This window comes from Reyranella sp., from assembly GCF_052439685.1.
GTDB lineage: Bacteria > Pseudomonadota > Alphaproteobacteria > Reyranellales > Reyranellaceae > Reyranella.
In genome coordinates, this window is sequence record NZ_JBQVQG010000014.1 from 102,467 (window position 1) to 116,951 (window position 14,485).

Annotated in this window: 12 protein-coding genes; 8 read left to right on the forward strand and 4 right to left on the reverse strand. The window is 66.0% G+C overall.

Annotated elements, in window-relative coordinates; genetic code table 11:
- On the forward strand, positions 1–1,191 hold the full coding sequence (locus ACT6UX_RS18425; RefSeq protein ID WP_444776602.1) for an aminotransferase class V-fold PLP-dependent enzyme: 1,191 nt from the start codon (positions 1–3) through the stop codon (positions 1,189–1,191).
- Here the strand turns inward: ACT6UX_RS18425 and ACT6UX_RS18430 are convergent.
- From ACT6UX_RS18430 to ACT6UX_RS18445, 4 genes are all read right to left on the reverse strand, one after another.
- Complete coding sequence (locus ACT6UX_RS18430) at positions 1,173–2,273, reverse strand: ABC transporter ATP-binding protein (RefSeq protein ID WP_444776603.1); 1,101 nt, start codon at positions 2,271–2,273, stop codon at positions 1,173–1,175. The genes ACT6UX_RS18425 and ACT6UX_RS18430 overlap by 19 nt on opposite strands.
- Complete coding sequence (locus tag ACT6UX_RS18435; RefSeq protein WP_444776604.1) at positions 2,270–3,301, reverse strand: ABC transporter substrate-binding protein; 1,032 nt, start codon at positions 3,299–3,301, stop codon at positions 2,270–2,272. Before ACT6UX_RS18435 ends, ACT6UX_RS18430 begins: the two co-directional genes overlap by 4 nt.
- A 50-nt stretch (positions 3,302–3,351) precedes the next feature.
- Positions 3,352–5,115 (reverse strand): ABC transporter permease, encoded by a 1,764-nt coding sequence (locus ACT6UX_RS18440; RefSeq protein WP_444776605.1) that lies wholly within the window; start codon positions 5,113–5,115, stop codon positions 3,352–3,354.
- Between the two features lie 136 nt (positions 5,116–5,251).
- A complete protein-coding gene (locus ACT6UX_RS18445; protein WP_444776606.1) occupies positions 5,252–6,601 on the reverse strand; it encodes a hypothetical protein in 1,350 nt (449 codons plus the stop codon).
- Between ACT6UX_RS18445 and ACT6UX_RS18450 the strand changes: the two genes are divergently transcribed.
- The 7 genes from ACT6UX_RS18450 to ACT6UX_RS18480 all read left to right on the forward strand — a co-directional run bounded on the left by ACT6UX_RS18450 (position 6,584) and on the right by ACT6UX_RS18480 (position 14,475).
- A complete protein-coding gene (locus tag ACT6UX_RS18450) occupies positions 6,584–7,474 on the forward strand; it encodes a polysaccharide deacetylase family protein (RefSeq protein ID WP_444776607.1) in 891 nt (296 codons plus the stop codon). The genes ACT6UX_RS18445 and ACT6UX_RS18450 overlap by 18 nt on opposite strands.
- A gap of 7 nt (positions 7,475–7,481) precedes the next feature.
- Entirely contained in the window at positions 7,482–8,954 is a 1,473-nt protein-coding gene (locus tag ACT6UX_RS18455) for a M81 family metallopeptidase (RefSeq protein WP_444776608.1), read from the forward strand.
- A 67-nt stretch (positions 8,955–9,021) separates the two neighbouring features.
- The gene (locus ACT6UX_RS18460) at positions 9,022–10,608 is read left to right on the forward strand and encodes an ABC transporter substrate-binding protein (protein ID WP_444776609.1); all 1,587 of its coding nucleotides are present in this window, start codon (positions 9,022–9,024) and stop codon (positions 10,606–10,608) included.
- Between the two features lie 35 nt (positions 10,609–10,643).
- On the forward strand, positions 10,644–11,585 hold the full coding sequence (locus tag ACT6UX_RS18465) for an ABC transporter permease (protein WP_444776610.1): 942 nt from the start codon (positions 10,644–10,646) through the stop codon (positions 11,583–11,585).
- Between the two features lie 3 nt (positions 11,586–11,588).
- Positions 11,589–12,461: an ABC transporter permease gene (locus ACT6UX_RS18470; RefSeq protein ID WP_444776611.1), complete on the forward strand. Its 873-nt coding sequence runs from the start codon at positions 11,589–11,591 to the stop codon at positions 12,459–12,461.
- Complete coding sequence (locus tag ACT6UX_RS18475; RefSeq protein WP_444776612.1) at positions 12,458–13,471, forward strand: ABC transporter ATP-binding protein; 1,014 nt, start codon at positions 12,458–12,460, stop codon at positions 13,469–13,471. The genes ACT6UX_RS18470 and ACT6UX_RS18475 overlap by 4 nt, the downstream gene beginning before the upstream one ends.
- On the forward strand, positions 13,468–14,475 hold the full coding sequence (locus tag ACT6UX_RS18480) for an ABC transporter ATP-binding protein (protein ID WP_444776613.1): 1,008 nt from the start codon (positions 13,468–13,470) through the stop codon (positions 14,473–14,475). Before ACT6UX_RS18475 ends, ACT6UX_RS18480 begins: the two co-directional genes overlap by 4 nt.
- Positions 14,476–14,485: the final 10 nt, after the last annotated feature.

Sequence of the window (14,485 nt, forward strand, 5' to 3'; positions counted from 1 at the left end):
ATGACCGAAACCAACCCTTACGCTCTCCTCGGCGTACGACGCCGCATCAATGCCGCGGGCGCGCTGACCCGGCTCGGAGGCGCGGTGATGGCGCCCGAGGTCGTGGCCGCCATGGCCGCTGCCTCGCGCGCCTCTGTCGACATTGGCGAACTGCAGGACGCCGCCAGCGGCCGGATCGCCGCTGCAACCGGGGCGGAGGCGGGGCTGGTCACGACGGGCGCGGCAGCGGCCCTCACGCTCGCGGCCGCCGCCGCCATCGCGCGTTGGGACATCGCGAAGATGGCGGCGCTGCCGCATGCCGCCGGCTTTCCGCACGACATCCTGATTCCGCGGACCCAGCGCACGGGATATGCCCATGCGCTGGCGGCCTCGGGCGCACGACTGGTCGACATCGGCCACAACGATCGCGGAACGGGCGCGGGCGTGCGCGGGCTCGAAGCCTGGGAGATCGAGTCGGCTCTTTCACCTTCGGTGGTGGCAATGGCCTTCTCGGTCAACGCGACGAGCATCGTCGACCTGCCGACGGCCATCGGGGCCTGTCGCGCCAACGGCATTCCGCTGATCGTGGACGCGGCGGCACAACTTCCCCCCAAGGAGAACCTGCGGCGCTTCATCGAGATGGGCGTCGACCTGGTGGCTTTCTCGGGTGGCAAGGCGCTGGGCGGTCCGCAGGCGTCCGGTATCCTCGCCGGCCGGCGAGACCTCGTGGCCTCGGCGCTGCTGCAGCAGCTCGACATGGACGTGGCCCCCGACACCTGGACGCCGCCGCGTCTCGTCGATCGGGCCAACCTGCGCGGTGTCCCGCATCACGGGATCGGCCGCGGCTTCAAGGCCGGCAAGGAGGAGATCGTGGGTCTGCTCGTAGCGCTGGAGCGCTTCATGGCGGCCGACGATGCGGCGACGAATGCCGCTCTACAGGCGCGTCTCGCAGCGATCGCCACGTCGCTGGAGGGCTTCGACGTGAAGCTCGTGCCGGCGGCGCAGACGGGCCGCGTTCCCGTGCTGGAGATCGCGGTGCCGGACGCGCTCGCCGTCAGCGCCAAGCTGCAGAAAGGCGATCCGCCTGTCCATCTGTCCGAGCGGCACGCCGCGCGCGGCGTGCTCACGCTCGATCCGCAGGTCCTGTTGCCTGAACATGACGCGCCGCTCGCGACGGCGCTTCATGCGGCGCTTCACTCCACCGCTGCCTGACCCTCGTCGCGATAGGCCCAGCAGGTGTCCGGCGGCAGGGTGAGGGCGACCTCGCCCGGCTGATGCCTGGCGGCAGTGCCGAGCTCCAGCACCTCGAGCGTCTGGCCTCCGAACTCGACGTCGTAGACCGTCTGCATGCCCTGGTAGCGGCGGTCGACGACCTTGCCGGTGAAGGCGTTGACCGGGCCGCTTTCGCCGAGGCGGATGTTCTCTGCGCGGAGGGCCACCCGGGCGGTATCCCCGGCGGCCAGCGGCTGCGGCGTCCACGCCTCGATCCGGCCGGGCGCGCCGAGATCGATGATCGCGGTCTCGCCCTTGCGCTCCAGTACCTTGCCCAGCAGGAAGTTGGAGGCACCGGTGAAGTTGGCGACAAACGAATCGGCCGGCCTGTTGTAGATCTCGCCGGGCGGCGCCATCTGCAGCAGCTTGCCGTTGCGCATGACGCCGATCCGGTCGCCCAGCACGACGGCTTCCGCCTGGTCATGCGTGACGTAGAGGCCGGTCATGCCGGTTGCCTTCAGGATGCGGCGCAGCTCGTCGCGCAGCCGGATGCGCAGCTTGGCATCGAGGTTCGAGAGCGGCTCGTCGAGCAGCAGGAGCTGCGGGCGGTAGACGAGGCTGCGGGCCAGCGCCACGCGCTGCATCTGGCCGCCCGACAGCAACGTCGCCGAACGGTCGGCATATTCGCCGAGGCCGACGAGCTCCAGCGTCTCGCGCACCTTGGCATCGATGTCGCCGCCGCCGCTGCGGCGGTGCTTCAGCGGATAGGCCACATTCTGGCGGACCGTCATGTGCGGCCACACCGCGTAGGACTGGAACACCATGCCGATGTCCCGCTCGCGCGGGCTCACCAGCACGCCGCGCTGCGGTTCGGACACGACCCGGCCGCCGATCGAGATGCGGCCGCCGGTCGGATGCTCCAGGCCGGCGACGCAACGCAGCGTCGTCGTCTTGCCGCATCCCGACGGGCCGAGGAGAACGACGATCTCCCCGGCCGGCACCTCGAAATTGACGTCGTCGACGGCGGGCTTGCCCGTGCCGAACTGCTTGACGAGGTGTTCGATGAGTAGGGCAGCGCTCACTGGCGGTAGCCGTAAGTCTTGTTCCACTCCTCGATCCAGGTCGCGCGCAGCTTGTCGAACTGTTCGAAGTTCGGCACCCAGACCTTGATCGTCTTCGGGTCCCAGCCCTTCGGATAGGCCGGCGGTTCCTTCAGAGAGGTGATATTGCCCAGCTTGTTGATCATGAAGGTCTGGCCCTCCTTGGACAGGCGCCAGTTCATGAACAGCTTGGCAGCGTTCGGGCTCTTCGAAGTCTTGGTGACGCCGTCGGCATAGGGAACGATCGGCACACCCTCGGGCGCGAAGATCGCCTCCGCCGGCGCACCCTCGACGATCTTGGTGTAGATGATGTTGTAGAGTAGCGGGGCGATCGAAACCTCGCCGCGCACCAGCGCGTCGGAGCAGGGCGCGCCGGAGGGGAAGAGCGAAATGCCGAGTGCCGCCTGCTTCTTCCAGTAATCCTCGCCGAGCACCTGGCGCTCGAACATGATGCGGGTCCAGGTCGTGCCGCCCGACGGTCCGATCACCTGGCCGATCTGCTTGTCCTTGTATTCCGGCTTCAGCAGATCCATCCAGGTCTTGGGCGGATTCTTCACCAGCTGCGTATTGTAGGCGATCGCCCAGCCGAGCGTCGCTCCAGGCCACAGCTTCGGCGAGACGAGTGCGTCGGGCCGGTAGTCGGCGGCATTCGGCGGCGCATAGTCCTGGAACAGGTCGGCCATTTGCAGCATGAGGCCGCGGTCGGAGTGATTGACCACGTCGGCCGCGAGCTTGCCGGCCGCCGCCTCGGTCTTGATGCGCTGGATGAGCTGGCCGCCCGGGGCGCGAACCATCGCGACCTTGATCTTCGGGAAGCGCTTGTTGAACTCCTTGATGACCTCCTGCTGGGTCTCGGCGAAGTCGGCCGTGTAGAAGGTCATCGAACCTTCCTTCTCGGCTGCTGCGATCAGCTCCTTCGAGCCGAACGGGTCCTGCTGCGCCTGCGACGGCGCGGCCAAGCCCGCGGCGGCGGTGCCGGCGATGCCGGCCAGTACGGTTCTGCGCTTCATGGTCATTTCCTCCGTTTTCCCCAATTTTCCCCGATTTCATCCATCCGGCGTCAGCCGGCGCGGGCGCTGCCCTGGGCCGCGCCGCGCGACAGCCAGTTCGTGATGCCGAGCAGGACCCCGAGGATCACGGTCTGCACCAGGCTGAAGGCTGCGGTCTTGCCGACATTGCCGCCTTCGTAATAGTCGAGCAGCAGCACTGCCATGACGGTGGTATTGCTGGTGTAGAGAAACAGCGACGAGCCGAGCTCACGCACTGCCAGCACGAAGAGCAATGTCATCGAGGCGACGACGCCCGGCTTGGCGAGCGGCAGCATGATGCTCCGGATCGTGCCGAGCAGGCCGCGGCCGCAGATCCACGACGCTTCCTCCAGCTCCTTGTGGATCTGCATGAAGGAGGTCGAGAGCGCCTTCACCGTGTCCGGGATGAAGCGCGCGACGAAGGCCAGCGCGAGAATCGTCAGCGTGCCGTAGAGGCCTCCCGGCAGGCCGATCCACGCCCACAGATAGGCCACGCCGACGACGAGGCCAGGGATCGCGACCGGGATGGTGGACAGTAGGTCGATCAGGCGCCGTCCCGGCACGTGCGTGCGGTTGATCGTGTAGCCGATCGCGAAGGCCAGGGTGCCGCCCACCACCGCCGTGATGACGCCGACCTTCAGCGTGTTCCAGATCGACAGCATGGTGAGCGGATTGTCGAATACCGAGGCGTAGTGCGACCAGCCATAGGCGTTCATGTCGAACACGGCCGCGAAGTCCTTGAAGAACAGGAACTTGCGGGTGGAGGCGATGATCAGCGCGACGGTCGGCAGGATGACGACGATGAAGAGATAGACGAGCGCGAGCCCGAAGGTGAACCAGCGCCACGGTCCGAGATTGAGGCTGCGCGGCCGGAACGCCTTGCCCGCCACGGTGGCGAAGCTCTTGCCTGACAGCACGCGCTGCTGCGCCCATACGAGGATGGCGGTCACGAGCATCAGCAGGATCGCGACCGCGGCCGCGGTATTGTAGAGCGGCGGGCTCCAGGCGGTCAGCTTGAAGATGTAGGTCGTCAGAACGTTGATGTTGGCCGGCGTGCCGAGCGCGGCCGGGATGCCGTAGATGCCCAGCATGACGACGAAGGAAAGCAGGGACCCTGCCAGGATGGCCGGCGCGATCAGCGGGAAGGTGACGGTGAAGAGCGTCGTGAAAGCGCTGGCGCCGGATACCTCCGACGCTTCTTCCAGGCTCGGGTCCATATTGCGCAGCGCCGAGGCGGTGAACATGTACACGTAGGGCGCATAGTAGAAGCCGAACACCAGGATCAGGCCCGACATCGAATAGAAATCGAAGCGGAAATCGATCCCCATCCATTTCAAGGACGTGTTCAAGAGGCCGGTCTTCGGCGAGCCGAGGATGCTCCAGGCGACGCCCGCGACGAGGGGCGGCACGAACAGCGGGATCATGCTGGCGCCGGCAATGAAGCCGCGGAAGGGCGTGTTGGTGCGCACCACGATCCACGAGAAGGCGAGCCCGATCACCACCGCGAGTGCCGCGCCGCCGCCGCAGGCGAGGAGCGCGTTCAAGAAGGCAAGATGCACGTTCTCGTTGGCGAGGACGGTGACGAAATGCTCAAGCGAGGGATTGAACTTGCCGAACCCGTCGATCACCGGATTGGAATCGCTCACCGCGCCCAAGAAAAGCATGAGCAGCGGATAGACCACCAGGAAGGCCAGGATGATCAGCAGCGCGCCGACCCAGAGTGGCGCGCCCCATCGGCGCGGGGCGCGTGCGGCGTCCGTGGTCGCAGGCAAAGCGGCAGCACTCGTCGCCGTCAACGCGTTCTTCCTCCCGGTTCGTCCGCAGCCTCGAGGATGCGGCTTCTTCATTAAGGCTGCGACCGTAGCCCATCCCGTCTGCCGACGCTACGCCTTGGTGATGCGCGGAGTCGTCGCCCGCCGGTGTGCAGTTCCGCTACTGGTCGCCGTTCACGCCGGTGAGGAAACGCTCCGAGTAGGAGTTCATGATCTGCTGCCAGCTCGTCCGCGTGCCGCGGGCCGACCAGTCGAAGATCGGCTTCAGCGTCTTCGTCGTGAAGTCCGTCATCGAACCGAAAGAGCCCGTGATCCCGTTGGTGATGATGTTGGTGTTCCGCCTGCCTTCCGGATCGGCGGGCGAGGCCTTGGCCGCGAAATAGGAGAGATTGTAGTAGCTGTAGCTCGAGCAGCCGAAGAATGCGTAGATCTGATACTGCTCCTTGTTCATCCGGATGGGCGTACCGATCTGCTCGCCCATGTAGGTGAGATCCAGCAGGCCGACACGGGAATGTCCGGCGTAGAGGAAAACGGAACCGCGTTCCGCGGCCTCCTTCGCCATGCAGAAGAAGGCGATGCTATCCTCGCCGATGTTGGTGACGCCCCAGAACAGACGGACCACAAGCCTGCGGCCGCCGTCGGAGCGCACATATTCCTCGACATGGCCGGGGGAGGCCGCCAGCGACTTCGTGTTCCCGCAATCACGCTCGCGCTCGGCTACGGGAACGGTATGTCCCTTGAATCCCTGATTCACCAGGAATTTGCGGATGTCGCGGTAATTGCCAGCGTTGTAGTCGCTGTTCTTGTCAGGCGAAACATTGCCGTTCCTGTCCTCGTCGGCGCCGAAGGTCAGGACGACGCGGATCTCGCCGCTGGCATTGGCCAGCCGCTCGTAGGCCGGCGCGGTGTTGGCTGTGTTTGTCTGCTTGGAGAGGATGGTGGCGTTCGACGTTGTGTAGTCGACGCCATCCACCAGCGGGCATCCCTTGCTCAGCGGTGCCCAGAAGTAGGCCATGCGGTACTTCTCGCCCCAGCTGAAGCACTTGTCGGTCGATCGCTCCCACACCTCGTCGAGGTTGAGCGGGAGGCGGACCTTGACGATGTCCTGGAGCCCGTTGTCGAGAACGAAGGTGCCGGTGTAGCGGTAGCGCACATAGTGCTTGCCGGTCTTGCCGTCGCGTTCCCGGCCCAGAATGTCGACGTTCGCATCGTTCTTGGCCGCGGCCTTCTTCGGCGCGGCCTGCAGCGGGCCGGCAAGATAGAGGAGCTGCCGGTTGATGTAGGAGGGGAGGAGAATGTAGTCGGGCGTATCCTCGGCGATCTCGACCCTGCTCTCGAAGCTGACCTCGGCTTCGTACGAGTCCTTCGAATAGTAGGCGTAGGCCGGGGAGCCGGCGAGCATAAGCAGGCAGCCGGAAACGGCCGCCGACATCAGGCGATTGAACATGGTTCGACCGTAGCCCTTCGTGGCTTGCGACGTTACTTTGTCGGGATGGAACTGAGAACGCATGACCGGTACGACTACGTCCCCCTGCGGGGCCGCGCCGACTACACTTGGCCGGCTGGGCGACGTCTCGCCGTCTATTTCGCCCTCAATCTCGAGCATTTTTCCTACGGCGAGGGGCTGGGGGCCGAGTTGGCGCCGGGTGGTCCACATCCCGACATTCTCAACTATGCATGGCGCGATTATGGCAACCGCGTCGGCGCCTGGTACATGCTCGATGCCTTCGATGCCCTGCGTCTGCCGATGGCGGCCCTCGTCAACAGTGCGATGTACGACTATGCGCCGGAGCTGGTGGCGGCCTGCCGGGCCCGCGGCGACGAGATCGTGGGTCACGGTCGCACCAATGCGGAACGCCAAGGCGTGCTGGGCGAAGCCGACGAGCGCGCACTGATCGCCGAAGCGACGTCGCGCCTCGCGGGTGGGGAGCATCGCGCGCCGGAAGGCTGGCTGGGACCGTGGATTTCCCACAGCCATGTCACGCCCGATCTGCTCGCCGAAGCCGGCTACCGCTACCTGTTGGACTGGTGCATGGACGACCAGCCCGTCTGGTTCCGCTGTCGCGGCGACAAGCGCATCCTGGCCGTGCCCTATCCGCAGGAAGTGAACGATATTCCGCAGATCGCGGGCCGCAAGATTGGCGGCGACGCTTTCGCCGACATCATCGTCGACCAGTTCGACGAGATGCTGGAGCTGTCGCAGGAGCGACCGCTGGTGATGGGCGTGGCCTTGCACGCCTATCTCGTAGGCCAGCCACACCGGCTGCGGCATCTGAAGCGCGCCCTGCGTCACATCGCGAAGCATCGCGACCGCATCTGGCTCACCACGCCGGGCGCCATCGCGCGGCATTGCCAATCCCTCCCCGCCGGCATCGTCCCCTAGGAGTTTCATGCGTCTGTTCACGGCCACGTTGGCGACCGAGACCAACACTTTTTCTCCCCTGCCGACCAGCCTGGAGAACTATCGCGAGTCGGTGTTCTTCGGCCCCGGCCAGCATCCGGCCGATGCGCCGCGCATGTGCACTGCACCGCTGTTCGTCGCGCGTTCGCGCGCCGAGGCGGAAGGCTTCGAGCTGATCGAGGGCAGCTGCTTCGCGGCCAGCCCCGCCGGCACGACCAACCGCGCCGACTACGAGACGATGCGGGACGAGATCCTGGGCCAGCTCGAAGCGGCGCTGCCGGTCGACGGCCTGCTGCTCGGCCTGCACGGCGCGATGGTCGCGCATGGCTACGACGACGTCGAAGGCGACATCGTCGAGCGGTGCCGGGCCCTGGTGGGCCCCAAATGCGTGATCGGCGTCGAACTCGACCCGCACTGCCATCTCACGATGAAGCGCGTCTCCAATGCCGACATCATCGTTCTCTACAAGGAGTTTCCCCACACCGACGTCGTCGAGCGGGCAGGGGACATGCTCGATCTCGTCCTGGCGACCTTGCGGGGGAAGGTGAAACCCGTGACGTCGGTCTATGACTGCCGGCAGATCCAGAGCTATCCGACGACGATCCAGCCGATGCGCGGGCTCGTCGACCGCATCATGGCGATGGAGGGCAAGGACGGGATTCTGTCGGTCTCCATTGCGCACTGCTTCCCCTACGGCGACGTCCCCGAGATCGGCACGCGCGTGCTGGTAATCGCCGACGGCGACAAGAAGAAGGCCGACGCGCTGGCGACGCAACTGGGCGAGGAGCTGGTGGGATTGCGCGGCAAGACGGCACCGCAGGCCCTGGGCGTTGCGGCCGGAATCAGTGAGGGCATCGCCTTCAACGACCTGCCGGTCGTGATCGCCGATCCGTCGGACAATGCCGGCGGCGGTGCGCCATCGGACAATACCGACATCCTGAAGCACCTGATCGAAAAGAACGTCGAAAGCGCCTGCCTCGGCCCGATCTGGGATCCGATCGCGGTCCGCATCTGTTTCGATGCCGGCCTCGGCGCCCGGATCGGTCTGCGGTTCGGCGGCAAGATCGCGCCCAGCTCAGGCCAGCCGGTCGATGCCGAGGTCGAGATCATCGGCCTGAAGCGCGATGCCTGGCAGAAATTCGGGCCGACGCAGGTGCCGGTGGGCGATTGCGCGGCGATCCGCATCGGCGGAGTCGAGGCCGTCCTGATCTCCAAGCGGACGCAGGCGACCGGACTTGAACTGTTCACCAACGTCGGCATCGATCCGACCCAGCGGAAGATCGTGGTCGTCAAGTCGACCAACCACTTCATGGCGGCCTACGGGCCGATCGCCAAGAAGGTGATCTATGTCGAATCGGGCGGCCCGCTGCCGCGCGATCATCGCAAGGTCCCGTACAAAAAGGTCGAGCGCCCGATCTGGCCGCTCGACGAGGATGCCAAGCCGCGAGGCCTGATCTACTAGCCGGGAAGCTGGACAAAGCGGAGCGCTGCTTTGCATACTCTCTGAGGGGAGTAAGGGAGTTCAAAGAATGTTCAAACGCATCTTGGCGGGGGCGCTCGCGTTGGCCGTCCCCTTCGCCGCGGGCCAGGCGATGGCGCAGGAGAAAGTCCTCAAGGCCGTGATGCACGCCGACGTGCGTGTCATCGATCCGGTCTGGACGACCCAGACGATCGCCAACATCCACGGCATGCTGGTGTACGACACCCTGTTCGGCAACGACGCGCAGATGCGTCCGCAGCCTCAGATGGTCGGCAAGTACGAAATCAGCCCGGACAAGCTCACCTACACCTTCACGCTGCGCGACAACCTGAAATTCGGCGACGGCTCCCCCGTCACGACCAAGGACGTCATTGCCTCGCTCAAGCGCTGGGGCGCCAAGGACGGCGTCGGCCAGCGGCTGATGAGCTACGTCGACAAGATGGAAGCGGTCGACGACAAGACCTTCCGCATGGTGCTCACGAAACCCTACGGGATGGTCCTGGAGTCGCTCGGCAAGACGAACTCGTCGGTCGCCGTGATCATGCGCGAGCAGGAGGCCAAGACCGATCCGCAGACGCAGGTGAAGGAAGCCGTCGGTTCCGGCCCGTTCAACTTCGCCAAGGACCAGTGGGTGCCGGGCAGCAAGGCGGTGTACGTCAAGAATCCCCATTACGTGCCACGGCCGGGCAACGAGCCGGCCTCGTCCTTCGCCGGTAGCAAGTATGCCGGTGTCGACCGCATCGAACTGGTCTGGATCTCGGACTCGCAGACCGCCATGTCGGCGCTGATCAACGGCGAGATCGACTTCGTCGAGGCGCCACAGATCGACTTCCTGCCGATGCTCGAAAAGGCGCGCGGCGTGAAGCTGATGAAGACCGGCAACCTCGACAGCACGGTCGGCATGATCCGCCTCAACCATCTCCACCCGCCCTTCAACAATCCCAAGGCGCGGCAGGCACTCTACCATCTGATCAACCAGGAAGATTTCCTGCGCGCCATCGTGGGCAATCCAGAATACTACAAGGTCTGCCACGGCCTGCTGACCTGCGGCTCGCCGCTGGCGAATGATGGCGGCAGCGCCATGCTGAAGGACTACAATCCGAAGAAGGCGCTGCAGCTGCTCAAGGAGGCCGGTTACAACGGCGAGCCGATCGTCGTTCTGCAGGCCACCGACCATAATACCATCACACCGGCGACGCAGGTGCTCGTGCAGGCGATGCGCGAGGCCGGTATCAACGTTGATGCCCAGGCAATGGACTGGGGCACGGTGGTGACCCGGCGTGCCAAGAAGGATCCGCCGGCCCAGGGTGGCTGGAACATCTTCGTGACGACCACGGGCGGTGTCGGTTCTTCCAACCCGGTTCTGCACACCTGGCTCGGCGCGGCGTGCGACAAGGGCCTGTTCGGCTGGCCATGCGACGCCAAGATCGAGGAACTGCGCAACGCCTATGCCTTCGCGCAGACCGACGAAGAAAAGAAGAAGATCGCGACGGAACTGCAGACACGTGCCCTCGAGCAGGTCGTCTACATCCCGTTCGGCCAGTGGACGGTGCCGCTCGCCTACCGGGCCGATCGCCTCGAGGGGATCGTCCCCAACACCGGCCTTGCCGTGCTCTGGAACATCAAGAAAAAATAGATGACCAACCGCGCAACGGGCGACGCGCCGACCGCATGACCGCGTACATCGTGCGTCGCCTGTTCGCCACTCTGCCGGTCATGGCGGTGGTGGCGATCTTCGTATTCTTCCTGATCCGATTCGCACCGGGCGACCCCGCGGCGATCATCGCGGGCGAGGACGCGACGGCCGAGGCCATCGCGCAGGTCAGGATGAAGCTCGGTCTCGACCGGCCGGTGCTGGAGCAGTTCGCGATCTGGAGCCTGCAGCTGCTGCAGGGGGATCTTGGCATCTCGATCTTCTCCAACCTGCCGGTGACGCGGCTGATCGCCCAGCGGCTGGAACCGACGGCCGCGCTCACGCTCTCGACCCTGTTCGTGGCGGTGGCGCTGGCCATTCCCATCGGCGTGGTGGCTGCCTGGAAGGCGCGCAAGCTCGTCGACCGGCTGGTCATGGGCTTTGCGGTGCTGGGTTTCGCCATGCCGGTCTTCGTGCTGGCTTACATCCTGATCTATTTCTTCGCCGTGCAGTGGCGGCTCCTGCCGGTGCAGGGCTACGCCCCGATCCGCGAGGGGGTCTGGCCCTTCGTCGAGAGCCTGATCCTGCCGTCGGTGGCGCTCGGGGTCACCTACATGGCGCTGATCGCCCGCATCACGCGTGCCTCAATGCTTGAGGTGCTGGCACAGGATTACATCAGGACCGCCAATTCCAAGGGGCTCGCGACCGACCGCGTGCTGCTGCTGCATGCGCTGAAGAACGCCGCCGTGCCCATCGTCACGGTAATCGGCATCGGCATTGCGCTGCTGATCTCCGGCGTCGTCATCACCGAGACGGTCTTCAACATTCCGGGCCTCGGCCGCCTCACCGTGGATGCCGTGCTGAAGCGCGACTATCCGGTGGTGCAGGGGCTGATCCTGGTGTTTGCCGGCGCCAAGGTGCTGGTGAACCTCGTCATCGACATTTCCTACGCCTTCCTCGATCCACGGATCCGGTACTGAACCATGGCCGTGACCGCCGACGACTTCGCCCCCGACATCCGCCGCTTCTCCCTGTGGACGGCGGTGCGGCGCAATCCCACCATCGCGATCGGCGCCGTGCTGCTTGCGATCCTGCTTGTGATCGCACTCTTCGCCCCGTGGATCGCGACCAGCGATCCGCTCAAGATCGCGCCGGTCAACCGGCTGCGGCCGCCTTCCGAGCGCTGGTGGTTCGGTACCGACCAGTTCGGCCGCGACGTCTTCTCCCGCACGATATATGGCGCGCGCATCTCGCTGATCGTCGGGCTCTCGGTCGCGGTCGTTTCGAGTGTGCTCGGACTCGCACTGGGGCTGGCCTGCGGCTACTTCCGCCGCATCGACGGCGTGGTGATGCGTGTGATGGACGGGCTGATGGCCATCCCGTCGATCCTGCTCGCCATTGCGCTGATCACGCTGTCGCGGCCGGGTCTCGGCATCGTGATCGTGGCCATCGTGATTCCCGAAGTGCCGCGCATCGTTCGGGTGGTGCGTGCGGTGGTGCTGTCAATCCGCTCCCAGCCCTACGTCGAAAGCGCCATCGCGGGCGGTACGAAGAACTGGAAGCTGCTGACGCGCCACATCCTGCCCAACACGCTGGCGCCGCTTATCGTCCAGTCGACCTATGTCTGCGCCTCGGCGATGCTGATCGAGGCCAGCCTGAGCTTTCTCGGGGCGGGCGTACCGCCGGAAGTGCCGAGCTGGGGCAACATCATCGCCCAGGGCCGCAACTTCTTTCAGATCGCACCGTGGATCGTCCTGATTCCCGGCGGCTTCCTCGCCGTCACCGTGCTGGCGGTGAACCTCCTGGGCGACGGACTGCGCGACCGGCTCGACCCGCGACTGGCGAGGCGCCTGTGAACGGCAATCCGGCTCCCATTCTCGAGGTCCGAGACCTGCACACGCAGTTCAGCACGCTCGACGGTGTCGTGCGCGCGGTCGATGGCGTGTCGTTCGACGTCGCCCGCGGCGAGACCCTGGGCATCGTGGGCGAATCGGGCTGTGGCAAGTCGGTGACGGCCATGTCGATCCTGCGGCTGATCCCGCGCGAGACCGGCCGCATCGCATCGGGCTCGATCAAGTTCGAGGGCGAGGAGCTGACGACGCTCCCCGAGGAGGAGATGAAGCGGCTGCGCGGTCATCGCATCTCGATGATCTTCCAGGAGCCGATGACCAGCCTCAACCCGGTCCTCACCGTCGGCACGCAGATCGCCGAGAACGTGGTGCGCCATCTCGGCGTCTCGTGGAAGCAGGGCCGTGAACGGGCATTCGAGATGCTCGATCTGGTGCGCATCGCCGACGCGCGCCGCCGGCTCGACGAATATCCCCACCAGCTCTCGGGCGGCATGCGCCAGAGGGTCATGATCGCCATGGCGCTGTCCTGCGATCCGCAGGTTCTGATCGCCGACGAGCCGACGACGGCCCTCGACGTCACCATCCAGGCGCAGATCCTCGATCTCATGATCGAGCTCAAGGAGAAGACCGGCACCGCCATCGTGCTCATCACGCACGATCTCGGTGTCGTGGCGGAGACGACCGAGCGGGTCGTGGTCATGTATGCCGGCCGCAAGGTCGAGCAGGCCACCGTCGAGCAGCTGTTCGATGAGCCGCTGCATCCCTATACGCGCGGCCTGATGCGGGCGATCCCGCGGCTCGATGTCGAGGCCGATGCCGCCGGCACGCGCCCGCGCCTGCAGGAGATTCCCGGCCTCGTACCGATCCTGACCCAGCCGATCGTCGGCTGCGCCTTCGCGCCGCGCTGCGGCTTCGCGACCGACCGCTGTCGCAGCGAGAGGCCGCCGCTGGTCGATGCCGGGGCGGGCCATCTGGTGGCCTGCTGGGAGATCGACCGCGTGAGGAGAGCGGCATGAGCGACGCCCCCGTCCTGCAGGTCGAAGGCCTGGTAAAGCACTTCCCGATCCATGGCGGCCTGCTGCAGCGTCAGGTCGGCGCCGTGAAGGCCGTCGATGGCGTCACTTTTTCGATTCGCCGCGGCGAGACGCTCGGGCTGGTGGGCGAATCGGGCTGCGGCAAGTCGACGATCGGCAAGGTCGTGCTGAAGCTGATCGAGCCCACAGCCGGCAAGATCGTGCTGGCGGGGGAGGACGTGACCGCCCTCAAGCCCGGCGCCATGTGGACCCACCGCCGGCGAATCCAGACGATCTTCCAGGACCCGTACTCCTCGATGAACCCGCGCCTGCCCTCGGGCACGATCGTGGGCGAGCCGTTGGAGAATTTCGGGATCGCCAAAGGCACGGCGCGCGACGACCAGGTGGCACAGCTGTTCCGCCGCGTCGGCCTGAGGCCCGAGGCGATGCGCAAGTACGCCCACGAATTCTCCGGCGGCCAGCGCCAGCGCCTGGGCATTGCCAAGGCGCTATCGGTCAATCCCGACGTGATCGTGGCCGACGAGCCGGTCTCGGCGCTCGACGTGTCGGTGCAGGCCCAGGTGCTGAACCTGCTGATCGACCTGCAGGAGGAATACGGGCTCGCCTACCTCTTCATCAGTCACGACCTTGCGGTCATGCGCCACATCAGCCACCGCATCGCGGTGATGTATCTCGGCCGCATCGTCGAGCTGACCGATAAGCGCACGCTCTTCACGAGGCCGCTGCATCCCTACACCGAGGCCCTGTTGTCGGCCGCGACCGCGCCCGATCCCAAGCGCCGCGGATTGCGGAAGAAGATCGTCCAGGGCGACGTGCCCAGCCCGGCCAAGCCGCCGCCCGGCTGCCACTTCCATACGCGCTGTCTCTACGCGACCGCCGAATGCCGGGTGACCGACCCGCCATTGCTGGAGGTCGCCCCCGGCCATCATGTTGCCTGCCTGCGCCGGCCGGTGGGCGGGGATCCGGGACCGCTCACTGCTCCGTAGGAGCAGGACG